The 21,568-nt window shown below is 63.8% G+C and carries 23 protein-coding genes; 12 read left to right on the top strand and 11 right to left on the bottom strand.

Annotated features, from left to right (window positions below):
- The first annotated feature begins 1 nt into the window (after nt 1).
- From CFY91_RS10100 to CFY91_RS10115, 4 genes are all read left to right on the top strand, one after another.
- Entirely contained in the window at nt 2–478 is a 477-nt protein-coding gene (locus CFY91_RS10100) for a Na+/H+ antiporter subunit E (RefSeq protein ID WP_093986233.1), read from the top strand.
- Nucleotides 475–777, top strand: coding sequence for an MrpF/PhaF family protein (locus CFY91_RS10105; RefSeq protein WP_093986234.1), 303 nt, complete (start codon nt 475–477; stop codon nt 775–777). The genes CFY91_RS10100 and CFY91_RS10105 overlap by 4 nt, the downstream gene beginning before the upstream one ends.
- Nucleotides 774–1,133 carry a monovalent cation/H(+) antiporter subunit G gene (mnhG, locus tag CFY91_RS10110; protein WP_093986235.1) on the top strand — a complete coding sequence of 120 codons (360 nt, stop codon included), beginning with the start codon at nt 774–776 and terminating at the stop codon, nt 1,131–1,133. The genes CFY91_RS10105 and mnhG overlap by 4 nt, the downstream gene beginning before the upstream one ends.
- Before the next feature lie 89 nt (nt 1,134–1,222).
- Nucleotides 1,223–2,047: an HDOD domain-containing protein gene (locus CFY91_RS10115; protein WP_093986237.1), complete on the top strand. Its 825-nt coding sequence runs from the start codon at nt 1,223–1,225 to the stop codon at nt 2,045–2,047.
- On the opposite strand, the gene dinG is transcribed toward CFY91_RS10115, so the two are convergent.
- Nucleotides 2,048–4,192, bottom strand: a complete 2,145-nt coding sequence (dinG, locus tag CFY91_RS10120; protein WP_093986238.1) for an ATP-dependent DNA helicase DinG — start codon at nt 4,190–4,192, stop codon at nt 2,048–2,050.
- Between the two features lie 152 nt (nt 4,193–4,344).
- Here dinG and CFY91_RS10125 point away from each other — a divergent pair, with 152 nt between their 5' ends.
- Together CFY91_RS10125 and CFY91_RS10130 are read left to right on the top strand one after the other, a co-directional pair.
- A complete protein-coding gene (locus CFY91_RS10125) occupies nt 4,345–4,839 on the top strand; it encodes a DUF6231 family protein (RefSeq protein WP_093986239.1) in 495 nt (164 codons plus the stop codon).
- Nucleotides 4,840–4,841: 2 nt separating this feature from the next.
- The gene (locus CFY91_RS10130; RefSeq protein WP_093986240.1) at nt 4,842–5,318 is read left to right on the top strand and encodes a YchJ family protein; all 477 of its coding nucleotides are present in this window, start codon (nt 4,842–4,844) and stop codon (nt 5,316–5,318) included.
- Here CFY91_RS10130 and CFY91_RS10135 read toward each other — a convergent pair whose 3' ends face one another.
- Nucleotides 5,319–5,858 (bottom strand): hypothetical protein, encoded by a 540-nt coding sequence (locus CFY91_RS10135; RefSeq protein ID WP_093986241.1) that lies wholly within the window; start codon nt 5,856–5,858, stop codon nt 5,319–5,321.
- A 179-nt stretch (nt 5,859–6,037) separates the two neighbouring features.
- Here CFY91_RS10135 and CFY91_RS10140 point away from each other — a divergent pair, with 179 nt between their 5' ends.
- The 5 genes from CFY91_RS10140 (at nt 6,038) to CFY91_RS10160 (ending at nt 10,912) form a co-directional block, all read left to right on the top strand.
- Nucleotides 6,038–6,535 carry an LEA/WHy family protein gene (locus CFY91_RS10140; protein ID WP_093986242.1) on the top strand — a complete coding sequence of 166 codons (498 nt, stop codon included), beginning with the start codon at nt 6,038–6,040 and terminating at the stop codon, nt 6,533–6,535.
- 41 nt (nt 6,536–6,576) lie between these two features.
- Nucleotides 6,577–7,026 (top strand): DUF2489 domain-containing protein, encoded by a 450-nt coding sequence (locus tag CFY91_RS10145; RefSeq protein ID WP_093986243.1) that lies wholly within the window; start codon nt 6,577–6,579, stop codon nt 7,024–7,026.
- 35 nt (nt 7,027–7,061) lie between these two features.
- A complete protein-coding gene (locus tag CFY91_RS10150) occupies nt 7,062–9,599 on the top strand; it encodes a penicillin acylase family protein (RefSeq protein ID WP_093986244.1) in 2,538 nt (845 codons plus the stop codon).
- Between the two features lie 409 nt (nt 9,600–10,008).
- On the top strand, nt 10,009–10,425 hold the full coding sequence (locus tag CFY91_RS10155; RefSeq protein ID WP_093986246.1) for a GNAT family N-acetyltransferase: 417 nt from the start codon (nt 10,009–10,011) through the stop codon (nt 10,423–10,425).
- A 55-nt stretch (nt 10,426–10,480) separates the two neighbouring features.
- Nucleotides 10,481–10,912 (top strand): ankyrin repeat domain-containing protein, encoded by a 432-nt coding sequence (locus tag CFY91_RS10160; protein ID WP_093986247.1) that lies wholly within the window; start codon nt 10,481–10,483, stop codon nt 10,910–10,912.
- 16 nt (nt 10,913–10,928) lie between these two features.
- Here the strand turns inward: CFY91_RS10160 and CFY91_RS10165 are convergent, their stop codons facing one another.
- Nucleotides 10,929–12,134, bottom strand: a complete 1,206-nt coding sequence (locus CFY91_RS10165; protein ID WP_093986248.1) for a BaiN/RdsA family NAD(P)/FAD-dependent oxidoreductase — start codon at nt 12,132–12,134, stop codon at nt 10,929–10,931.
- A gap of 116 nt (nt 12,135–12,250) precedes the next feature.
- Here CFY91_RS10165 and CFY91_RS10170 point away from each other — a divergent pair, with 116 nt between their 5' ends.
- Nucleotides 12,251–12,901 (top strand): YceH family protein, encoded by a 651-nt coding sequence (locus tag CFY91_RS10170; RefSeq protein WP_093986250.1) that lies wholly within the window; start codon nt 12,251–12,253, stop codon nt 12,899–12,901.
- A 36-nt stretch (nt 12,902–12,937) separates the two neighbouring features.
- Here CFY91_RS10170 and CFY91_RS10175 read toward each other — a convergent pair whose 3' ends face one another.
- The 8 genes from CFY91_RS10175 to bamA form a co-directional block, all read right to left on the bottom strand.
- Nucleotides 12,938–14,347: an alanine/glycine:cation symporter family protein gene (locus CFY91_RS10175; RefSeq protein ID WP_093986252.1), complete on the bottom strand. Its 1,410-nt coding sequence runs from the start codon at nt 14,345–14,347 to the stop codon at nt 12,938–12,940.
- 186 nt (nt 14,348–14,533) lie between these two features.
- Nucleotides 14,534–15,133: a ribonuclease HII gene (rnhB, locus tag CFY91_RS10180; RefSeq protein ID WP_093986253.1), complete on the bottom strand. Its 600-nt coding sequence runs from the start codon at nt 15,131–15,133 to the stop codon at nt 14,534–14,536.
- On the bottom strand, nt 15,133–16,272 hold the full coding sequence (gene lpxB / locus CFY91_RS10185) for a lipid-A-disaccharide synthase (protein ID WP_093986254.1): 1,140 nt from the start codon (nt 16,270–16,272) through the stop codon (nt 15,133–15,135). The genes rnhB and lpxB overlap by 1 nt, the downstream gene beginning before the upstream one ends.
- Before the next feature lie 2 nt (nt 16,273–16,274).
- The gene (lpxA, locus tag CFY91_RS10190; RefSeq protein ID WP_093986255.1) at nt 16,275–17,051 is read right to left on the bottom strand and encodes an acyl-ACP--UDP-N-acetylglucosamine O-acyltransferase; all 777 of its coding nucleotides are present in this window, start codon (nt 17,049–17,051) and stop codon (nt 16,275–16,277) included.
- Nucleotides 17,048–17,488 carry a 3-hydroxyacyl-ACP dehydratase FabZ gene (gene fabZ, locus CFY91_RS10195; RefSeq protein ID WP_093986256.1) on the bottom strand — a complete coding sequence of 147 codons (441 nt, stop codon included), beginning with the start codon at nt 17,486–17,488 and terminating at the stop codon, nt 17,048–17,050. The genes lpxA and fabZ overlap by 4 nt, the downstream gene beginning before the upstream one ends.
- Before the next feature lie 39 nt (nt 17,489–17,527).
- Entirely contained in the window at nt 17,528–18,586 is a 1,059-nt protein-coding gene (gene lpxD / locus CFY91_RS10200; protein ID WP_093986257.1) for a UDP-3-O-(3-hydroxymyristoyl)glucosamine N-acyltransferase, read from the bottom strand.
- Between the two features lie 2 nt (nt 18,587–18,588).
- Nucleotides 18,589–19,095 carry an OmpH family outer membrane protein gene (locus CFY91_RS10205; protein WP_093986258.1) on the bottom strand — a complete coding sequence of 169 codons (507 nt, stop codon included), beginning with the start codon at nt 19,093–19,095 and terminating at the stop codon, nt 18,589–18,591.
- A 48-nt stretch (nt 19,096–19,143) separates the two neighbouring features.
- On the bottom strand, nt 19,144–21,525 hold the full coding sequence (bamA, locus tag CFY91_RS10210; protein WP_093986259.1) for an outer membrane protein assembly factor BamA: 2,382 nt from the start codon (nt 21,523–21,525) through the stop codon (nt 19,144–19,146).
- Between the last annotated feature and the right edge of the window lie 43 nt (nt 21,526–21,568).

Raw genomic sequence — 21,568 nt, forward strand, 5'->3', positions numbered from 1 at the left:
CATGCGTGTGTATCTGTTCTGCCTGCTGCTGGCCAGCCTGTGGCTGCCCTATCCGGCCCTGCTCAGTGTGCTGGCCATGCACCTGCTGCTACGCCTGCTCGGCTTGCTGCTGCCTGCGGCACGCCACCTGGCCTGGCGGGCCGAGCAGGCCCTGGGGTTTGTCGGCTGGTATGCCGGCCAGCTGCTGATTGCCAGCCTGCAGGTAGCCTGGCTAGCGCTGAGCCGGCCCGCGCAGGTGGCGCCAGCCATCGTTGCCGTGCAGCTGGCGGTGGATAACCCCCGGCAGGCCACACTGATCGCCGCGTTGCTGACCCTCACGCCCGGCAGCCTGGCCCTGGACTATCGTCCCGGACAGCGCTGCCTGTTCCTGCACCTGCTCGACTGCCGGCAGGCCGAGCAGGCCCAGCAGGCGGTCGATGCCCTGCAGACACGCCTGCTCGGCTGGCTACGCCGGCACCCTGCGGAGATAAGCCAATGAACGCGACGATCACCTTGGCCGGTGCCGACTGGCTGCTGCCACTGGTCGGTAGCCTGCTGCTGGCCAGCATGAGCCTGATTCTCCTGCGCCTGTGGCGCGGCCCCAGCCAGGCCGACCGGGCAGTGGCCATCGACGCGCTGACCCTGCTGGGTGTCGCTGCCCTGGTGCTGTTCAGCCTCTGGCAGAGCCAGCGCGTGCTGTTGGATGTGGCGGTGCTGCTGGCGCTGCTGTCGTTCATCGGCAGTGCCGCCTATGCCCTGTTGTTCAGCAAGACGCATGACCAGGAGCCACCACAATGAACCTGCCGGATCACCTGTTGCCCTGGCTGGCCAGCCTGTGCCTGCTGCTGGGGGCCTTGCTTTCACTGCTCGGCGCGCTGGGCGTGTGGCGCCTGCCGGATGCCTACAGTCGCCTGCATGCCGCCAGCAAGGCCGGTGCGCTGGGCGCCATGCTGCTGTTTGCTGGAGCGGCCCTGGGCAGCGCCGGCGCGTGGTCGTGGCCGGCACTCGCCGGCATCCTTGCCCTGCTGCTCAGTGCCCCGCTGGGTGCCCACGCCATTGCACGCGCGGCCTACCGCGCCGGCGACAAGCCCCGACTGGGCCCTCTTGGCGACGACCTGCAGCGCGCCAGCCAGCCACCACCGGGAGAACGCTGAGGCACAGAAAAAAAACGGTGCTGCACCGGGCAGGCCACTCGGACGCTAACTATCTTGTCAGTTACCGTCCCAGCACAGTGGAGTGCGCCATGGAATTGAACAGCCTGTTTGACCAACTGCACAGCCTGCCGACCATTCCCAAGGTGGCGCAGGATCTGATCCTGCAGTTTGATGACCCCAACGCCAACCTCGACAACGTAGCGCGTAACATTGCCCTGGACCCGGTGATCGCCGCCAAGGTGCTGCGCCTGGCCAACTCGGCACGCTTTCGCGGCGCGCGTGAAGCTGCCAGCGTGGAAGACGCCACCACCCGTCTGGGTATCAATACCCTGCGTACCCTGGTACTGGCCTCGGCGGTCACCGGGGCGTTCCAGAGCAGCAATGGTTTCGATCTCAAAGGGTTCTGGCTGCACAGTTTCAAGGTCGCCAGCCTGTGCCGGCTGCTCGCCAAGCAGCGTGGCGTGGCCAGCGAGACCGCCTTTACCTGCGGGATGATGCACAACATCGGCGAACTGCTGATCCAGACCGGCGCAGCAGATATCGCCGCACGCCTCAACCGCAAGGGGGCCAGCGACTCAGCCGGCCGGGTCGCCCAGGAGACCCTGCAACTGGGCTTTGGCTACCCGGAGGTGGGCGCCGAACTGGCGCGCCGCTGGCAACTGCCGGGCGTGATCCAGCAGGCCATTGCCCTGCAGGCGCGCCCCCATGAGTCCAGTGAAGATAGGCCGCTGCCGCGCCTGCTGGCCCAGGCCGTGCTGATCGCCGAAGCCCTCGAGCAACACCCGGACGACCTGCAGGCCGCCCAGGCCGAACTGGACAATCCGCTCTGCGAAGGCCTCGACCTGCCGGCCCTGTTCGACAAGCTGCCCGAGGTACTGGAAGCCGACAAGGCCTTTGCCGAACTGCTCAACTGATCAGTCGATCTGCCGGCGAAACGGTGGTAACGCATCGAGAATCGCCCGGCCATAGCGCTGGGTGACGACCCGCCGGTCGAGCAGGGTAATCTGTCCACGATCTTCCTCGCTGCGCAACAGACGGCCGCAGGCCTGCACCAGGCGCAGCGAGGCATCCGGCACGGCAATCTCCATGAACGGATTGCCACCGCGTGCCTCGATCCACTCGGCCAGCGCGGCTTCCACCGGGTCATCCGGCACGGCAAAGGGAATCTTGGCGATCAACACGTGCTCGCAATAGGCACCCGGCAAGTCCACCCCTTCGGCAAAGCTGGCCAGGCCAAACAGCACGCTGGGCTGACCTTCGTCGACCCGCGCCTTGTGCCGATTGAGGGTTTCCTGCTTGGACAGGTTGCCCTGGATCAGCACGCGCTTGCGCCAGTCACGCTCCAGGCCGTCGAACACGTCCTGCATCTGCTTGCGCGAGGCAAACAGCACCAGGCTGCCGCGCGCGCCCTCCACCAGCTCGGGCAAATGACGGGTGATCGCCGCGGTGTGCGCCGCCGCGTCACGCGGGTCGGCCTTGAGGTCGGGCACCCGCAGCACGCCGGCCTCGGCATGTCGGAACGGGCTGGGCACCACGCTGGTCACCGTGTTGCGCGGCAGCCCGGCGCGCATGCTGAAGCGGTCGAAGCGGTTCAGCGCGGTCAGCGTGGCCGAGGTCACCAGACAGCCGTAGGCGACATTCCACAGGTTGCGGCGCAGGGTTTCCGCCGCGAGGATCGGGCTGGCATTCACTTCGATGTCATACAGCGCGCCGCCCTCGGCCAGGGTCAGCCAGCGAGCCATCGGCGGGCTGTCGGCAGGGTCTTCGCTGCTGAAGGCCAGCCACAGTTCCCAGTTGGCCTGGGCACGCGCCTGCAGGCTGCCAAACAGCGGATACCACTCCTCGGCCTGCTGCCCCGCCAGGCCCAGGCCGGCTTCGCCATCCATGACCTGCTTGAGCAGTTCGCTGACCTGGCCGAGCAGTTCGGCCAGGCGGGAAAAGCCTTTCTTCAGCTCCATGCCCATCTCGCGCAGGTGCTCGGGCACCACCCCGGCCACAAAGCGATGACGCGGCCGCTCGCTGCCCTGCATGTCTTCGCCGGCTCGAAACTCGGCCAGCTCCTCGCAGGCGCTGAACATGAACTGCTGCTGGCCGCGCAGCTCGCGGGCCAGCTCCGGCAGCTGCTCGATGAGCCGGCCGAGGTCACCCGGCAGCGGATGCTGGGCCAGCAGGCGGGTGAGGTTCTTATCGATCTGCGCCAGCCAGTCGGCGGTGGAGCGCAGCCGGGTGTAATGGGCAAAGTGGCCGATGGCCTTGTCCGGCAGGTGGTGGCCTTCGTCGAACACATACAGGGTATCGCGCGGGTCGGGCAGCACCGCACCGCCGCCCAGCGCCAGGTCGGCCAGCACCATGTCATGGTTGGTGACGATCACATCGACCTTGCCCATGCCTTCGCGGGCCTTGTAGAAGGCGCACTGCTGGAAGTTCGGGCAATGCCGGCCGGTGCACTGGCTATGGTCGGTGGTCAGGCGCTGCCAGTCGCCGTCTTCGATGGCCTCCGGCCAGGCGTCGCGGTCGCCGTCCCAGCGGTTGCCGGCGAGCTTCTCGATCATCTGGTTGAACAACTTCTGACTGCGTTCGTCCACCTCGATGGTGAAGCCTTCGTCGGCGAACAACTGGGCGGTGGCGCTTTGCGCATGGCCCTCCTGCAGCAGCAGATCGAGCTTGGACAGGCACAGGTAGCGACCGCGCCCCTTGGCCAGGGCAAAGCTGAAGTTCAACCCACTGTTGCGCAGCAGGTCGGGCAGATCCTTGTGGACGATCTGCTCCTGCAGCGCCACCGTCGCGGTGGCGATCACCAGGCGCTTGCCGGCCGCCTTGGCAGTGGGAATGCTGGCCAGGCTGTAGGCCACCGTCTTGCCGGTGCCAGTGCCGGCCTCCACCGCCACCACGGCCGGATCACCCAGGCGCCGGCCTTCCTCATCGCTGCGGATGGCACCCAACACCTTGGCCACCTCGGCAATCATCAGGCGCTGGCCATAACGTGGCTTGAGGCCCTTGGCTTCGAGAAAACGGGTATAGGCGCCCTGGATCTGGGACTTGAGTTCGCTACTGAGCATGCCGCGCCGGTCACTGGATAAATTTTCAGTAGTCTACCCAAAGCAGCCACCGGCTGTCCCGGCTTTACCGGCAAGCGCGCTTACGCCCTTCCCCGCCAGGCGCTTTTGCAGTTCAATCGCCCTCGCCTTGCCCATTACCGACAGGACAACCCATGCCTTCTTCATCGCCCAGCCCGCAAGGCGCGCTGGCCGCCCTGCTTGAGCAGTACCAACCCAGCCGGCTGCTGCTGGTCGGCAACAGCCCACTGCCGACTATCACGGCCTACTGCCAGGCCCATGCCCAGGCCGAGCTAGTGCATTGCCCGGCCAGCGCGCGCCTGCCCGAGACACTGGCCAGCCAACGCTACGACCTGGCGATTGTCGTCGACTGCCTGGAACACCTCAGCCCGGCGCAGGGCCGGCAACTACTCGGCAGCATCCGCAACCTCAACAGCAGCCGCCTGGCCGTGCTGGTCGATCTGCAGGCCAGTGGCTGGACGCCCACCGACTTCTATGCCCTGGCCATGCAGGCCAGCGACAGCTTCCTGCGCGAAAAGCAGACGCTGAGCCTGTTCACCTACGACCTGCTGGCCTACAAACAGGCACCGGACTGGCTCAACGCCAAGTTCTGGGCCAACCCGGAAAATTTTGGCAAGTACTGGTGGTAAGCATGCCTGACAACGCACCCTGCCCCTGCGGCAGCGCGCTCAACCTAGACGACTGTTGCGCACGGCTACACCGCGGTACGCCAGCAGCCAGTGCCGAGCAATTGATGCGCTCGCGCTACAGCGCCTATGTCCTGGGCGCTATCGATTACCTGCAGCGCAGCACCCTGCCGGCACAGCAGGCCGGGCTGGACCTGCCGGCCATGCGCCTGTGGAGTGAAAACAGCCGCTGGCTGGGCCTGGAGGTGTTGCAGCATGAACCGCTCGGCGGCCAACCGGCGCATGCACGGGTCAGCTTCATCGCCCGCTGGGCCGACGCACAGGGCGAACATAGCCAGCATGAGTGCTCCGCCTTCGTGGAGCACCAGGGGCAGTGGTATTTCCTCGACCCCGGCGTGCCGCTCAAGGCCGGCCGTAACGACCCCTGCCCCTGTGGCGGGGGCGGCAAGTTCAAGAAGTGCTGCGGCCCGCTGCTGCCCTGATCAGAGCACCTTGAGGTGCGAGGTGTCCGGTGCCGGCGGTGCCGGCTCGGCCTTGGCCTGGCCCATGTCACTGCCTACCGGAGCTACGCTGAGGCCACTGAGATCGAGATGCGGCGCCGGCGCCTCGGGCTTGTCGTCCTGCAGATCGGCACCTACCGGAGCCAGGCCGAAGTCCGGTGCATCCACGTCACTAAAGGCCGCCATCACCTCGTCACGCGGCGTCACCTGCAGGCGTCCCGGGCGAGCCGCAGGCGCGGCGGCAAGCGGTGCAGCGGGCGGCGGTGCGGCCAGCTCGATTTCCTCGACCTCGGCACTCAGATCACACACCTCGACCCGCGCCCCGGCGCGCTCCAGGGTCATGCGGTATTTCTCCGCCCCGGCGGCATCCAGGCCGCTCTTGATGACCACGCGCCGCCCGGAAAACAGCAAGGCAATCCGCTGCTCGTCGGCCTGGAACAGCTTGGCCAGGTTGGCCTTGACCACCTCGACCCGCGCGCCTTCCACCAGTTCTCCGGAAAAAGCTATTTCAAAGCATTGCATGGTCACACTCCTGTCCTTTGCGCTTGCCATTATTCGCCCCCGCACGCTACCGCGCCGGCTCCCTGCGCTGCTGCCGGGCCCTTCACAATGACAGCAGTATGGCGCAGCTTTTTTTACTGCAACAAGCACTTGCGACCGAGCAGTTGCTTGTTACACTGGTGCGTCTTCGGAGTATCGCGATGTTATACCAGGCGCAAATGAGAAACTTTATCCGATTAGTGCTGATCGCACTGCTCGGCAGCAGCCTGGCATCCTGCTCCACCTGGGTCAGCGACGACTTCGCCGATCCGCAGGTGCAACTGCTGCGCGTGGAAGTGGTCAAGGCCAAGCTGCTCGAACAGTCCTTCATCCTGCACATGCGTATTGAAAACCCCAACGACTTCAGCCTGCCGGTGCGCGGCCTGGCCTACCGCGTCGAGCTGAACGGCGTACCCTTCGCCAGCGGGCAGAACAACACTTGGTTCACCGTGCCGGCCGGCGGGCGCCATGACTTCCAGGTGCCGGTACAGACCAACCTGTGGCGGCACGTAAGGCGCATCGTGCGCTGGCTGGAAAAGCCCGATGAAGCGGTGCGCTACCAGTTCACCGGCCAGGTCAAAACCGGCTTCCTGTTCACCCGCAGCGTGCAGTTGCGGCGGAATGGCGAGATAATCCCCGGCACCCTGATCAACGACTGACCGCGCACGGCAATTGCCCGCGCCGGGCATGAGGACCTTGCATGACGCTCTACTGGTTGGCCGGCCTGTTCGCTACCCTGCTGATCCTGGCTTTGGCCGGCTACGCCGCGCTGCTCTGGCGGCGCGTCGCCCAGCAACAGAAAGCCCGCCAGCAGCAACAGGCTGAACGCCAGCAGCGCCTGGCGGGCGACTTGCAGATCATTGCCGGCTGCCTGCTCGATGAACAGATGCCGTGGATCGAAGGCTGCATCCGCCTCAAGGTGCTCCTCGACCACTACGACGCCAGCCTGTCCTGCTCCGCGCCCTTTGCCGTGCTGCACACCGTGCATGCCGAGGTCGCCGACGTGCCCAGCCACCAGGCCTGGAAAGACCTGCCCAGCCGCGAGCGCAAGGCCCACGAGCAGCGCTTCCGCGAGCTGGAGCTGCAACACAAGATCGCCGTACGCCAGGCCGTCCTGCACCTGCAACAGCAACTGGCCGCCCGCGCCTGACCCACCGCCCATTGGCCCCGCCCAGGAACTTCGTCATGCCCGCCACCTCGCTGCTTCGTCCCCTGGCCCTGGGCGCCCTGCTGGGCAGCCTGCTCGGCCTGACTGGCTGCCAGTCGCTGCTCAATAGCCGCTATGCCGACAGCGTGCACCCCGATCAGGGCGTGGTACGCATCCAGGGCCTCGGGCAAAACGTTGTCGTGCGCCGCAATGCGCTGGGCATGCCGCTGATCGAGAGCAACAGTTTCCACGATGCGCTGTTCAGCATGGGTTACCTGCATGCCGCCGACCGCCTCAGCCAGATGGTCAGCATGCGCCTGCTGGCCCAGGGCCGCCTGGCCGAACTGGCCGGTCCCGGCGTGCTGGAAGTCGACCGTTTCATGCGTGCCGTCAACCTGCGCGCCAGCGCCGAGCAGATGTACCGCAATGCCTCGCCACAGCTGCAGGAAATCTTCCAGGTGTATGCCCGTGGGGTGAACGCTTACCTGTTCCGCCACCGCGACAAGCTGCCCATGGACCTCGCCGAAGCCGGCCATCGCCCCGCCTACTGGCAGGCTGAGGACTCGGCGCTGCTATTCTGCCTGCTCAACTTCGGCCTGGCCGCCAACCTCAAGGAAGAAATCGCCGCGCTGCTGCTCGCCGAACGGGTCGGCAACGCGCAGTTGGCCTGGCTGCTGCCCATCTACCCGGACGAAGCGCTGCCCTTCGACGAAGCGGACAAGCTCGCCGGCCTGGCTCTGCACGGGCAAATTCCCGGTTTGGCGCAGCTGCAACAGACCGGCCAGCAACTGGCTGGCCTGCAGCTGTTCGGCACTGCCGCCTCGAACAACTGGGCCATCGCCCCGTCGCGCAGCGCCAGCGGCAAGACCCTGCTGGCCAACGACACCCACCTGCCGCTCAGCCAGCCGTCGCTGTGGAACTTCATGCAGATCCGCGCGCCGCGCTACCAGGCCGCCGGCGTCACCCTGGCCGGGATTCCCGCCGTGGTGGCCGGTTTCAACGGCAAGCTGGCCTGGGGCATGACCATGGTCATGGGCGACAACCAGGATCTCTACCTGGAACAACTGCGCGAAGAAAACGGCCGCCTGCTGTACCTGGCCGACGGCCAGTGGCTGCCCACCCGCGAACGCCACGAAACCTTCTTCATCAAGGGCCAGCGCCCGCAGCGCGAAGTCATCCATGAAACCCGCAACGGTCCGCTGCTCAATAGCCGCGGCAGCGAACGCCAGCACGCCATGCAGCCACTGCCGCTGAACAGCCGCTACGGCCTGGCCCTGCGGCATATCCAACTGGAACAGGACCAGACCCTCGACGCCTTCTTCGCCCTGTCGCGCGCCCAGTCGGTCGACCAGGCCCATGCCGCGACCAGCCAGATCCGCGCCATGGCTCTCAACCTGGTGTATGCCGATGCACAACACATCGCCTGGCAGGTCAGCGGACGCTTCCCTAACCGCCGCCAGGGCCGCGGCCTGCTGCCCTCCCCCGGCTGGGATAAGCGTTTCGCCTGGGATGGCTATGCCGACCCGATGCTCCACCCCTACGACCAGGACCCACCACAGGGCTGGCTGGGCACTGCCAACCAGCGCAGCGTACCGGCCGGCTATGGCGTGCAGCTGTCCAGCTCCTGGTACTACCCGGAACGCGCCGAGCGCATCGCGCAACTGGCCGAAGCCAGCTCGCGCCACGACACGCGCAGCATGATCAGCATGCAATACGACCAACACTCACCCTTCGTTGGCAAGCTGCAGGCCATGTTCCAGGCACCCGGCATGGCCGAAGGTCTGCAGCAGGCCATTGCCGCCCTGCCCGGCGAACGACGCGCCCGCGCCGAAGAAGCCTTGCGCCGCCTGCTGGCCTTCGATGGCCAGCTCGCTGCCGGCTCTGCCGACGCCGCCTTGTATGGCGCCCTCCTGCACAGCAGCGCCCAGGAAATCTTCCTCGACGAACTCGGCCCGCTGCACAGCCCGGCCTGGCAGGCCCTGGTGGAAACCGCCAACCTCTCCTACTCGGCTCAAGCCGACCACCTGCTCGGCCGGGAAGACAGCCCGTTCTGGAACGACCAGCGCACCGCCAGCCAGGAAGACAAGCCAACCATCCTCGCCCGCAGCTTGGCCGCCGCCGTGGAGCTGCTGGAAGCCCGCCTGGGCAGCGACCGCCAGCACTGGCAGTGGGGCAAGCTGCACAGCTACTACTGGCGCAGCGACAGCAGCAAACTGGCCGCCCACCTGCCGGCCAGCCAGCGCGCCAGCGTCAATGCCCTGTCCGGCTACCTGAACCGCGGCCCCTACCCGGCCGGCGGCGACCACAGCACCCTCAACGTCTCGGCCTATGCCTGGGGACAGGACTTCGACACCTGGCTGATCCCCGCCATGCGCCTGATCGTCGACTTCGGCCGCGACGAGCCGATGCTCGGCCTGAACAGCAGCGGCCAGTCCGGCAACCCGGCCAGCCGCCACTATGCCGACGGCATAGATGCCTGGCGCCAGGGCCATTACCAGAGCTTCCCGCTACGCCCGGAGAACATCGACAAGGTGTATGGCCAGCGCCGCCTGTTGCTGGTGCCGGCGCAACCCTGAAGGGAATTTCCGCCGCCAAGGTGGCTCTGAATAATCGACGACTCCACAGCTGTATCTTCAGGGCACCCGCAAGGTGCCCTTTTCTTTTGTGCTGCCGCACGCTTGCCCTTTGCCCGCACAGAAATTAAGGTCGGCTCATCCCCGCCGTGGCTACCCGCATAAGGACATGCATGCCCAGCCTACTCGTCACCCCGCCAGCTCACCTACCCCGCCAACCACGCTGCCGTGCCTCAATCCAACAACCGCGCAAAACAGACGCGGGGCAATGCTATGTCGGCGTTCATTGAGGCCGAGCTTGAGGAACATGCCGTGCTCAATGCCCAGGCCGGTCACACTTGAACAGCCGCCAACCAGCCGAAAACAAACCCGTTGCCAATCCGCAGCGCACCGTCAGATACCAAGGCCACCCATGCACATCGACTACACAATCAACGCCCCGGTCAGTGCCGCGCAGTTTATTGATTTGCTGGAGCGCTCCACGCTCGGGGCGCGCCGGCCGATTGATGACCTGGCCTGTATCGAGGGCATGCTCGCCAACAGCAACCTGACCGTTAGCGCCTGGGCTGGTGAACAGCTGGTGGGCATGGCCCGTGCGTTGACCGACTTTCACTATGCCTGCTACCTGTCTGACCTGGCGGTGTGCAGCGCCTATCAGCAGTCCGGGATTGGCAAGCAGCTGCAAAGGCTCACACAGCAACAGCTCGGGCCGCGCTGCAAGCTCATTTTGATCGCTGCTCCCGCTGCGCAGGCGTATTACGCACATATTGGCTACAGCCATAATCCGCGCTGCTGGGTACTTGAGCGGCAGGCGCAGATCAACCAGTAGCCGGGGCCTGAACCCGCCAAAACCCCATCCCCTTCACCAGCAAGGCGCTCTCTGTATGTCTGAGCCAAGCCCGGAACTGCAACAACTGCTGCAAGATCTTGCCTGTGTAATGTTCCCTGACCACCCGGAGCAGCCCGTTACCCTGCAAAGCCGCGGTTATGACGGCGATAGCGCGCTGCATGTAGTGCTCTGGCAAGGCAATGAGACAGCGGCACAGCTGTTGATCGACGCGGGAGCTGAGGTCAATGCAGCGGGGGAAATGGGCGAGACACCGCTGCATGTCGCAGCACGCCAGGCCTCGGCCGAAACCCTTGCCCGGCTTCTCTGTGCCGGCGCACGGCTGGACAGCCTGTCCGAATTCGGCCAGACCGCGGCCGACCTGGCCCGCGCCGGTGCGCGCGAGGCAATCTGGCAGCAAGCCCTGCAACTGGCCCGCCGCCACAGGCCAGGTAAACAGCCTGCCAAACCGCCGCGAAAAGGTGCCTAGCCGTGTTGCACGTGGTTCAGGCGTACTGTCCGGCGGCGTAGCCCGAGGCCCAGGCCCACTGGAAGTTGAAGCCGCCCAGCTGGCCACTGACATCCAGCACTTCGCCGATGAAATACAAGCCGGGGGCTTTTTGCGATTCCATGGTCTTGGACGACACTTCGCGGGTATCCACCCCGCCCAGGGTAACTTCGGCGGTGCGATAACCCTCGGTGCCGGCCGGCACCAGCCGCCAATTGCCCAGCCGCTCGGCAATCGCCTGCAACTCAGCCGGCGTGAGCTGCTTGAGTGGACGCGAGACAAACCACTGCTCGCACAGCAGGCCGGCCATCTTCTTGGTGAAGCATTCGGCAAGCAGGGTACGCAGCTCGATATTCGGGCGCTGTTGCTGCTGCTCGACCAGCCATTCCGGCAGGTCGAGATGCGGTAGCAGGTTGATGTGAATTTCTTCGCCAGCCTGCCAGTAGGAGGAGATTTGCAGGATGGCCGGGCCACTCAGACCGCGGTGGGTGAACAGGATGTTCTCGCGGAACTGCTGGCCGTTACAGCTGACCAGGCAGTCTTCCACCGAGGTGCCGGACAACTCGCTGCACAATGCCTTGAGCGCCGGATCGGTAATAGTGAACGGCACCAGCGCGGCGCGCGTAGACAGTACCTGGTGACCGAACTGACGGGCCACCTGGTAGCCAAAGCCGCTGGCGCCGAGGGTCGGGATCGACAGGCCGCCGGTGGCTACCACCAGCGACTGGCATTGCCAGGTTCCGCCACTACTGACCAGCTGGTAACCGCCCTGCGCGCGGGCGTCGATGCGCTCTACGTGGGTTTCCATACGCAGGCACACGCCGTGCTGCTGGCACTCGTCGAGCAGCAGGTTGAGGATGTCGCTGGCCTTGTTGACGCAGAACAGTTGGCCCAGCTTCTTCTCTTCATAAGGCACCGCATGCCGGTTGACCGCTTCGAGAAAGTCCCACTGGGTGTAGCGGGCCAGTGCCGACTTGCAGAAATGCGGGTTGGCCGACAGGTAGTTGCCCGGTTCGACGTACAGGTTGGTGAAGTTGCAGCGCCCGCCACCGGACATGAGGATTTTCTTGCCGGGTTTGTTGGCATGGTCCAGCAGCAACACGCGGCGCCCGCGTGCGGCGGCCTGCCAGGCACACATCAGGCCGGCAGCGCCAGCACCGATGATGATTACGTCATAGTCTGTCTGGCGGTCATGCCCGTGCATGGTGTCTGGCCTCTGTCAGTGCGGCGCGCATCTTAGCAGGCTGTTGCGCGCTTGGCTGGGCAGTCGCGGCGTCACGGGTTAGGCTGCACTCCCCTGCCAGCCGAGTGAGACAGACCATGAGCGATATCCCTCCCTTCGATGAACATCCGCTGAGCCCGGTGGAAGTACGCGTGCTCGGCAGCCTGATCGAGAAGCAGGCCACCACGCCGGAAAGCTATCCCCTGACCCTCAATGCCCTGCAACTGGCTTGCAACCAAAAGACCAGCCGCGAGCCATTGATGAACCTGGATAGCGGGCCGATCGGCGCCGCCTTGCGCCAACTGGAAAACCGCCAGCTGGTGCGCCTGGTCATGGGCAGTCGCGCCGATCGCTGGGAACAACGCCTGGACAAGGCACTCGGACTGACCCCGCCGCAGTTGTGCCTGCTCGGCCTGCTGTTGCTACGCGGCCCGCAGACGGTCAATGAACTGCTCACGCGCAGCCAGCGTCTGCATGCCTTCGAGGATGGCGAAGAGCTGCTGCATCAGTTGCAGCGGTTGATCGGTCATCAGTGGGTGATGCAGGTGGCCCGCCAGGGCGGGCAACGCGAGGACCGCTATATGCACCTGCTCGGCGATGCCGAGGAACGTGCCGAGCGCATTGCCGCGCTGGGCAGCAGCGCGGTCGCGAGCGCGGAAGCACGCGGCGCACTGGAGGAACGTTTGAGCTTGCTGGAGGCGCGCCTGGCCGATGTCGAGGCACGCCTGGCCAGCCTGACTGGCGCGTAAGCAGACGCCGCAGCACAACGCTGCGGCGTCAGTGGCTTAACGTTGGTCCCAGACACCCGGTTCCAGCTTGTCCTGCACTTCCGGGTACTGCGCCGCATCGAAGGTCGGCAGCTTGCCGGCCTTGAGTTGCGCGTTGTAGTCGCGCGCCAGCTTGAGCACCAGAGGGAACAGCAGGAGGATGGCGATCAGGTTGGTGATGGCCATCAGGCCCATCGACAGGTCAGCCAGGTTCCACACGAAGGGCAGCGAGGCCATCGCCCCGAACATCACCATACCCAGTACGATCAGGCGGAACAGCAACAATCCGGCCGGGTGGTTGTGCTCGATGAACACCAGGCAGTTCTCCGCGTAGAAGTAATTGGCGACGATCGAGGTAAAGGCGAAGAACAGGATGATCAGGGTGAGGAAATACTTGCCCCAGTCGCCGACCTGATGGGTCAGCGCATTCTGCACCAGCATGATGCCCTCGCCCTCCTGCGGACCGGCCAGCAGGATGATCGCAGCCGACGCGGTACAGATCAGTAGGGTGTCAATGAACACGCCAGCCATCTGCACATAGCCCTGCGACACCGGATGCGGCGGATAGGGCGTGGCCGAGGCCGCCGCGTTGGGCGCCGAGCCCATGCCGGCTTCGTTGGAGAACAGGCCGCGCTTGAAGCCGTTGAGGATGGCCGCGCCAATCCCGCCCGCCGCCGCTTCATGCAGGCCAAAGGCGCTCTGCACGATCAGGCTGAGGATGCCGGGGATCTTTTCCAGGTTGAGGAGGATCAGCGCTACGGCTACCAGCAGGTAAGCCACCGCCATGAACGGTACGGCCAACTCGGAAAAACGCGCGATAGCGCGCAGGCCGCCAAAGATGATCAACGCGGTAACCAGTACCAGCACTACACCGGTCAGCCACTCCGGCATGCCGAAGCCACCCTGTAAAGCACCGCTGATGGTGTTGGCCTGCACCGAGTTGAACACGAAACCGAAGGCGATGATCAGGAAGATCGAGAACAGCACGCCCATCCAGCGGGCATTCAGGCCCTTTTCCATGTAGTAGGCCGGGCCGCCACGGTACTGACCACGGTCATCGCGGGTCTTGAACAGTTGCGCCAGGGTGGCTTCGACAAAGCCGGTGGCCATGCCCAGCAGGGCAATCACCCACATCCAGAAGATCGCCCCGGGGCCACCCAGGGTAATGGCTACCGCTACACCGGCCACATTGCCGGTACCGACGCGTGCCGCCAGCGAAGTACAGAGCGCCTGGAAGGAAGAAATGCCGGATTCGTCGGAACGGCGGCTGCCCTTGAGGATGCTGAAGGCGTGGCCGAAATGGCGGAACTGGATAAAGCCCAGGCGCAAGGTGAAATACACCCCGCAGGCTACCAGCAACCAGATCAGCACCTTGCCCCAGATGAGGCCATTGAGCAGGTCGACGACCTGAGTGGCAATGTCTTGCATGGACAACTCCCCTGCCGCTTGTGGCGGCCTGTTGTGATGGGCCCGGGTTGGCCGGGCAGGAACCGCAGGCAGGCGAGCGGACTCGCCTGCGCGGTCGGGCACTTTCCGCTATTGCAGGGATAGCTGACTTTTCAGGGATCGACCAATGCTTGTCGTCAGGCGACAAAACAGCCGCTCAGGCGTGTATCAGGACGGTTCGAGGAGTGCCCGCACCGGGGCAAAGGAGCGCCGGTGGATCGGCGTAGGCCCCAGGGCGCGCAATGCCTGCAGGTGCATGGCGGTCGGGTAACCCTTGTGCACGGCCAGGCCATAGCCGGGATACTGGCGGTCCAGCTCATGCATCTCGCGGTCACGACTGACTTTGGCAAGGATCGACGCAGCGGCAATCGCCGGCACCTGGCTGTCACCTTTGACCACGGCGCTGCAGGGTACTGCCAGGCGTGGGCAGCGGTTGCCATCGATCAGCGCCAGGCGCGGGGTCACGGATAAGCCTTCAACGGCGCGCTGCATGGCCAGCAGGGTGGCCTGGAGGATGTTCAGCCGGTCGATTTCCTCCACCTCAGCCCGGGCAATGCACCAGGCCAGGGCTTTCTCGCGGATTTCCTCGAACAGCTGTTCGCGACGCGCTTCGCTGAGCTTCTTCGAGTCATTGAGACCGAGGATCGGCCGTTGCGGATCGAGGATCACCGCCGCAGTGACCACCGCGCCGCACAGCGGTCCGCGTCCAACCTCATCGACCCCGGCAACCAGCGCCTCGACCTGCGCAAAGTCCATGCCCAACTGCATCAGAGTGGCTCGATCAGTTGCAGCACCGCTTCGGCAGCCTGCACAGAGGCATCACGGCGCAACGCACGGTGGATGACTTCGAAGCCATCGGTCTGCGCCTGGCCGCCCTCCAGCAGCGAATACAGGCTCTGCGCCAAAGCGTCCGGCGTGGCCGCTTCCTGAATCAGTTCCGGCACCAGCATGCGCTCGGCGAGCAGGTTGGGCAGCGACACATAGGGACTCTTCACCAGGCGCCGCAGGATGCTATAGGTCAAGGGCGCCAGGCGATAGGCCACCACCATCGGCCGTTTGAACAGCAACGCTTCCAGGGTCGCGGTACCGGAGGCGATCAGCACCGCATCACAGGCGGCCAGCGCTTCGTGGGACTGGCCATCGAGTAGGCGCAGCGGCAGGTTGCGCGAGGCCAGCATGCTTTCCAACTGGGCACGCCGCTCGGCGTTGGCACAGGGCAACACGAACTGCAGTTGCGGGCGCATGGCGCGCAAGCGTTCAGCCGCATCGAGGAACAGCTCGCCGAGCTTGGCCACCTCTCCGCCACGACTGCCGGGCAACAAGGCCACGACCGGCTCATCGGCAGGCAATTGCAGCTGCTGGCGTGCCGCCAAGCGATCCACTTCGCAGGGAATGCTATCGGCCAGCGGGTGGCCGACAAAACGTACCGGCACCTGCTGGGCATCGTAGAACTGTGCTTCGAAGGGGAACAGGGTCAGCATCAGGTCGCAGGCTTCGCGAATCTTCAGTACACGCTTCTGCCGCCAGGCCCAGACGGATGGACTGACGTAGTGCACGGTCTTGATCCCGGCACGGCGCAGCTTGAGTTCCAGGGTCAGGTTGAAGTCCGGTGCATCGATGCCGATGAATACGTCCGGGCGCTCCGCCAGCAGGGTACGCAGCAGGCGGCGGCGACGGGCCAGCAACTCCGGCAGCCGTCCCAGCACTTCCACCAGGCCCATCACCGACAGGCGCTCCATGGGGAAATAACTGTGCAGACCGGCCGCGATCATGCGCGGCCCGCCAATACCAATGAATTGCACATCGGGGTGGCGGGCGCGGATTTCCGCCATCAGACCGGCACCGAGAATATCGCCAGAGGCCTCGCCAGCCAGCAAGGCAACCCGCAAGGGACGCGAACTAGCCATGCTCAGCGGGTAATGCCACGGGTCGAGGCGAGAATCGAGTCACGGAATACCGCCACTTCAGGAAAGCTGGCGGCACTCTCGGCCAGTTCGGCCATGGCCTGTTCGACGGTCAGTCCCTGGCGATACACCACCTTGTAGGCGCGACGCAGCGCGGCGATCGCCTCGTTGGAGAAACCCCGGCGACGCATGCCTTCGAAGTTCATGCTGCGCGCTTCGGCCGGGTTGCCAAATACCGTAACAAACGCCGGTACATCCTTGCCGATGGCCGTACCCATACCGGAGAAACTGTGTGCGCCGATGCGGCAGAACTGATGAACCAGGGTAAAGCCGGAAAGAATCGCCCAGTCGTCCACCCACACATGCCCGGCCAGCGCGGTGTTGTTGACCAGGATGCAGTGGTTGCCGATCACACTGTCATGGCCGACGTGGGCGTAGGCCATGATCAGGTTGTGATCACCAATGGTGGTTTCGCTACGATCCTGCACGGTGCCACGGTGAATGGTCACCCCTTCGCGGATCACGTTGTGGTCGCCGATCACCAGGCGGGTGGCTTCACCCTTGTATTTCAGATCCGGCGTATCTTCGCCAACCGAGGAAAACTGGTAGATGCGATTGTGCTTGCCGATCCGCGTGGGGCCCTTGAGCACCACATGCGGACCAATCACCGTACCCTCGCCAATCTCGACATCCGCACCGATGATCGACCAGGGGCCGACCTGCACGTCTTCGGCCAGGCGGGCCGAAGGATCGATGATGGCACGAGGGTCAATCAAACTCATAGTTTGCGTTCCGCACAGATGATTTCCGCCGAGCAGACTTCCTTGTCAGCTACGCTGGCGCGACATTCGAACTTCCAGATTCCACGCTTGCAGCTGAGGAAATGCGCCTCGAGGATCAACTGATCCCCCGGCACCACCGGCTGGCGGAAACGCAGTTTGTCCGAACCCACAAAGTAGTACAACGTACCATCGGCCGGCGTGACATCGAGCATCTTGAAGCCAAGGATACCGGCCGCCTGGGCCATAGCTTCGATGATCAGCACACCCGGCATGATCGGATGCTCGGGAAAATGACCGTTGAAAAAGGGCTCGTTGATGCTGACATTCTTGTAGGCGCGAATGCGCTTGCCCTCGACATCCAGCTCGACTACCCGATCCACCAGCAGGAAAGGATAGCGGTGCGGCAGGTATTCGCGAATCTCGTTGATGTCCATCATGTTCCAGGAGCCTTAAAAAATAGGGGGGATGCGAAAGGATCAGGCCTCTGATGAGGTATCCCCGCCCGAGGTCACGGCAGCCAGCTGTTTTTCCAGCTGCTGTAGACGGCGCGCCATGTCGTCGAGCTGACGAATCCGCGCAGCACTCTTCTTCCACTCACCCGCCGGTTGCATGGCGGTACCCGAGGAATAGGCCCCAGGCTCGCTGATCGAGCGAGTGACCATGGTCATGCCGGTAACAAACACGTTATCGCAGACCTCGATATGCCCGACCATGCCGACACCGCCGGCGATCATGCAATGCCGACCGATCTTGGTGCTGCCGGAAATACCCACGCAACCAGCCATGGCGGTGTGGTCGCCAATCTGCACGTTATGCGCGATCATGATCTGGTTATCCAGCTTCACACCATTGCCGATCACGGTATCGGAGAGCGCGCCGCGGTCGATGGTGGTGTTGGCACCGATTTCCACATCGTCGCCAATGCGTACACCGCCAATCTGCGCAATCTTTTCCCAGACACCCTTGTCATTGGCAAAGCCGAAGCCTTCACCACCAATCACCGCACCGGACTGGATCACTACCCGCTGACCAATCTGCACGTCGTGGTACAGGGTGACGCGCGGGGCCAACCAGCCACCGTCGCCAATCGAGCTGCGCGCACCAACCACCGAATAGGCACCGATGACTACTTGGGCACCGATCCGCGCCTGGCTCTCGATCACCACGCCAGGACCAATGCTGGCCGTTGGGTCGACCTGGGCATCTGCCGCCACCAGCGCCGAGGGATGAATACCCGGCACCGCCTGAGGCTTGCGATCGAACAGATGCGACAGTCGCGCATAGGCCAGGTAGGGATTGGCAGTGATCAGTGCATTGCCGCTATAACCCAGGGCGTCTGCCTCGGTCAGCAATACCGCACCTGCCTGGCTGCTCGCCAGGAATTTGCGGTACTGCGCATTGGCCAGGAAACTCAGATCACTGGGTTGGGCCTGCTGCAACGCAGCCAGCCCGCTGATACGAAGCTCGGCATCACCCTGCAGGGTAGCGCCGAGCTGCTCGGCCAGTTGGCCAAGACTGAAAGACAGGACCGCCATGCTTAGCGCGACTGGTTCATGCGCTCGATAACCTTGCGGGTGATGTCGAACTGCGGTTTGACATCGACCACGGCACCACGCTCCAGCACCAGATCGTAATTACCCTGCTTGATGACCTCTTCCACGGCCTTGTCGAGCTTCGGCTTGAGCTGTTGCAGCATGTCGCGGTCGGCCAGTGCCTTGGCTTCATTGAGCTCCTTGGACTGGAACTGGAAGTCACGGGCCTTTTGCTTGAACTCCAGCTCCAGGCGCTCACGCTCGGCTTGCTGCATTTTCTCGCCATCCTTGACCAGGCGGTCCTGAATGCGCTTGGCATCGGATTCCAGACCCTTCAGGCGATTGAGTTGCGGACCGAATTTCTTCTCCGCATCGACGGCATACTTCTTCGCGGCATCGGACTCCAGGAGGGCCATTTGGTAGTTCAGCACCGCCACCTTCATTTCTGCGAGGGCCGGAGTAGCGGCCAGCAGAGCAGCAGAAACCAGAACCCATTGAGTCAACTTACGCACGATGCACTCCTGCAACAATTACTGTTGTCTGTTCAAGTGGTGTAGCAATTAGAAGGTTTGGCCGAGGGAGAACTGGAACACCTGGGTATCTGCGTCATCCGGCTTCATGATCGGCATGCCCAGGCTGAAACTCAGCGGGCCCAGAGCGGTTACCCAGGTCAGACCGACACCCACCGAACTGGCCAGGTTGCTCAGATCCAGGTCACAGGCGGCATCCTTGCTACGGCCACCAGGCACGCCATTTTTCTGGGTATCACTGCAGTTGGTATCGAATACGTTGCCCACATCCCAGAACAGCACGGTGCGCAGCGAGCGCTGATCCTTGACGAACGGCATGGGGAACAGGTACTCGACGCCGCCCTGCACCAGCACGTTACCACCAAAGGGCAACGGATCCTGATCCGGATCGAGCGCAGTCCCCGGATTGGTACCCCGGCTCGGCGTACTGCGCGGGCCCAGGCTGCTGTCTTTGTAACCACGCACCGAGCCGAAACCGCCGGCATAGTAGTGTTCGTAGAATGGCAGCTCGCTGGTCGAGCCATAGCTGTCGGCATAGCCCAGGCGTCCATGGAAACGCAGAGCAGTGTTCTGGGTCAGCCCCTTGAAGACCTGACCGTTATAGTCGAGGCGGTAGAACGACAGGTCACTACCCGGCAGAGTGGTTTCCAGCACCAGGCTCTGCGAATAACCGCGGGTCGCCATGGTGCCACGATTCAGGGTCGACTCCGACCAGCCAATCGAGCCCTTGAAGTTCAGGTAGCTGTCGCCTTCCTGCTTCATGAAATCGAAAATTTCATCGACGGTGTAGATGCCGGTACTGATGTCGTCCTGCTGGACACTCAGCCCATAGTTGATACGCGAAGTCTCGGTAATCGGATAACCGATGTTGATGCCACCGCCATAGCTGTCTACTGCATAGCTGGACACGCTGGTGTTGAGCTCGTCGTAATCGGTGGTGCGATAGAAGGCGTTGTAGCCCAGGCTGACGCCGTCGATGGTCCAGTAGGGATCGACAAAACCGAAATTGTACGACTCCTGGTATTCGCTGCGAGTCAGACCGATGCTGACCTTGTTACCACTACCCAGGAAGTTGTTCTGGCTGATCGAACCACCGAGGATCAGACCGGCGTTCTGCGCGAAACCGACGCTGGCAGTGATCGAACCGGAGGGTTGTTCCTCGACGCTGTAGTTAACATCGACCTGATCATCACTACCCGGTACGGCCGGGGTTTCCACGTTGACTTCCTTGAAGTAGCCCAGGCGCTCCAGGCGTGCCTTGGACTGGTCGATCAGGTAGGTCGAAGCCCAGCCGCCTTCCATCTGGCGCATTTCGCGGCGCAGCACTTCATCTTCGGTCTTGGTATTGCCACGGAAGTTGATGCGGTTGACATAGGCGCGTTTGCCCGGATCGACGGCAAAGGTGATGGTGACACTGTTGTCCTCGTCGTGGGCCTGCGGGATGCCGTTGACGTTGGCAAAGGTATAACCCTCGTTGCCCAGACGGCGAGTCACCAGCTCGGAGGTCGTCGTCATCAGCTTGCGCGAGAACACCTGGCCTTGCTGGACCAGCAGCAGGGCTTCGACTTCTTCCTGCGGCACCTTGAGATCGCCGGTCAGCTTGACTTCGCGGATCGTGTACTTCTCACCCTCGTCGACGTTGACGGTGATGTAGACATGCTTCTTGTCCGGCGTGATGGACACCTGGGTAGAGGTGATGTCCATGTTGATGTAGCCGCGGTCCAGATAGTAGGAGCGCAGCCGCTCCAGGTCACCGGACAGCTTCTCGCGGGCATACTTGTCGTCGTTCTTGAAGAAAGACAGCCAGTTGCTGGTCTTCAGCTCGAACAGGTCGATCAACTGCTCGTCAGCAAATACCGTGTTACCCACCACGTTGATGTGCTGGATGGCCGCCACGCTGCCTTCGTTGATGGTGATCTTCAGGGCCACACGGTTGCGCGGCTGGGGAATCACTTCTGCCTGGATCTCCGCCGAATAACGGCCCTGGGCCACATACTGGCGTTGCAACTCGTTGCGCACGCCCTCCAGCGTGGCACGCTGGAAAATCTCACCCTCGGCCAGCCCGGACTGATTCAGGCCCTTGAGCAGGTCTTCGGTGGAAATCGCCTTGTTGCCCTCGATCTCGATACCGGAAATGGACGGCCGCTCAACTACGCTGATAACCAGGACGTTGCCGTCGCGACCCAGCTGGATATCCTGGAAGAAGCCGGTTTTGAACAGCGCGCGGGTGGCCTCTACCAGACGCTGGTCGCTGACCTGATCACCGACGCTCAACGGCAAGGCGCCGAACACGCTGCCCGCCGAGACACGCTGCAAGCCATTGACGCGAATATCGTTGATGGTGAAGGACTCGGCCTGAACTGCGGGGATCATGAGCGCGGTCATAGCCGCGGGGAGCAGGAAGCGTTTCATGAAGTCCTTTTATTCCATCTAATAATAAAGAACCGGCCGTCAG

Source organism: Pseudomonas fluvialis (genome assembly GCF_002234375.1).
In the GTDB taxonomy this organism is placed as follows: Bacteria; Pseudomonadota; Gammaproteobacteria; order Pseudomonadales; family Pseudomonadaceae; genus Aquipseudomonas; species Aquipseudomonas fluvialis.

Coding starts and splice junctions, on each gene's coding strand:
- CFY91_RS10100 (WP_093986233.1), top strand. CDS start 2: ATGCGTGTGTATCTGTTCTGCCTGCTGCTGGCCAGCCTGTGGCTGCCC.
- CFY91_RS10105 (WP_093986234.1), top strand. CDS start 475: ATGAACGCGACGATCACCTTGGCCGGTGCCGACTGGCTGCTGCCACTG.
- mnhG (WP_093986235.1), top strand. CDS start 774: ATGAACCTGCCGGATCACCTGTTGCCCTGGCTGGCCAGCCTGTGCCTG.
- CFY91_RS10115 (WP_093986237.1), top strand. CDS start 1,223: ATGGAATTGAACAGCCTGTTTGACCAACTGCACAGCCTGCCGACCATT.
- dinG (WP_093986238.1), bottom strand. CDS start 4,192: ATGCTCAGTAGCGAACTCAAGTCCCAGATCCAGGGCGCCTATACCCGT.
- CFY91_RS10125 (WP_093986239.1), top strand. CDS start 4,345: ATGCCTTCTTCATCGCCCAGCCCGCAAGGCGCGCTGGCCGCCCTGCTT.
- CFY91_RS10130 (WP_093986240.1), top strand. CDS start 4,842: ATGCCTGACAACGCACCCTGCCCCTGCGGCAGCGCGCTCAACCTAGAC.
- CFY91_RS10135 (WP_093986241.1), bottom strand. CDS start 5,858: ATGCAATGCTTTGAAATAGCTTTTTCCGGAGAACTGGTGGAAGGCGCG.
- CFY91_RS10140 (WP_093986242.1), top strand. CDS start 6,038: ATGTTATACCAGGCGCAAATGAGAAACTTTATCCGATTAGTGCTGATC.
- CFY91_RS10145 (WP_093986243.1), top strand. CDS start 6,577: ATGACGCTCTACTGGTTGGCCGGCCTGTTCGCTACCCTGCTGATCCTG.
- CFY91_RS10150 (WP_093986244.1), top strand. CDS start 7,062: ATGCCCGCCACCTCGCTGCTTCGTCCCCTGGCCCTGGGCGCCCTGCTG.
- CFY91_RS10155 (WP_093986246.1), top strand. CDS start 10,009: ATGCACATCGACTACACAATCAACGCCCCGGTCAGTGCCGCGCAGTTT.
- CFY91_RS10160 (WP_093986247.1), top strand. CDS start 10,481: ATGTCTGAGCCAAGCCCGGAACTGCAACAACTGCTGCAAGATCTTGCC.
- CFY91_RS10165 (WP_093986248.1), bottom strand. CDS start 12,134: ATGCACGGGCATGACCGCCAGACAGACTATGACGTAATCATCATCGGT.
- CFY91_RS10170 (WP_093986250.1), top strand. CDS start 12,251: ATGAGCGATATCCCTCCCTTCGATGAACATCCGCTGAGCCCGGTGGAA.
- CFY91_RS10175 (WP_093986252.1), bottom strand. CDS start 14,347: ATGCAAGACATTGCCACTCAGGTCGTCGACCTGCTCAATGGCCTCATC.
- rnhB (WP_093986253.1), bottom strand. CDS start 15,133: ATGCAGTTGGGCATGGACTTTGCGCAGGTCGAGGCGCTGGTTGCCGGG.
- lpxB (WP_093986254.1), bottom strand. CDS start 16,272: ATGGCTAGTTCGCGTCCCTTGCGGGTTGCCTTGCTGGCTGGCGAGGCC.
- lpxA (WP_093986255.1), bottom strand. CDS start 17,051: ATGAGTTTGATTGACCCTCGTGCCATCATCGATCCTTCGGCCCGCCTG.
- fabZ (WP_093986256.1), bottom strand. CDS start 17,488: ATGATGGACATCAACGAGATTCGCGAATACCTGCCGCACCGCTATCCT.
- lpxD (WP_093986257.1), bottom strand. CDS start 18,586: ATGGCGGTCCTGTCTTTCAGTCTTGGCCAACTGGCCGAGCAGCTCGGC.
- bamA (WP_093986259.1), bottom strand. CDS start 21,525: ATGAAACGCTTCCTGCTCCCCGCGGCTATGACCGCGCTCATGATCCCC.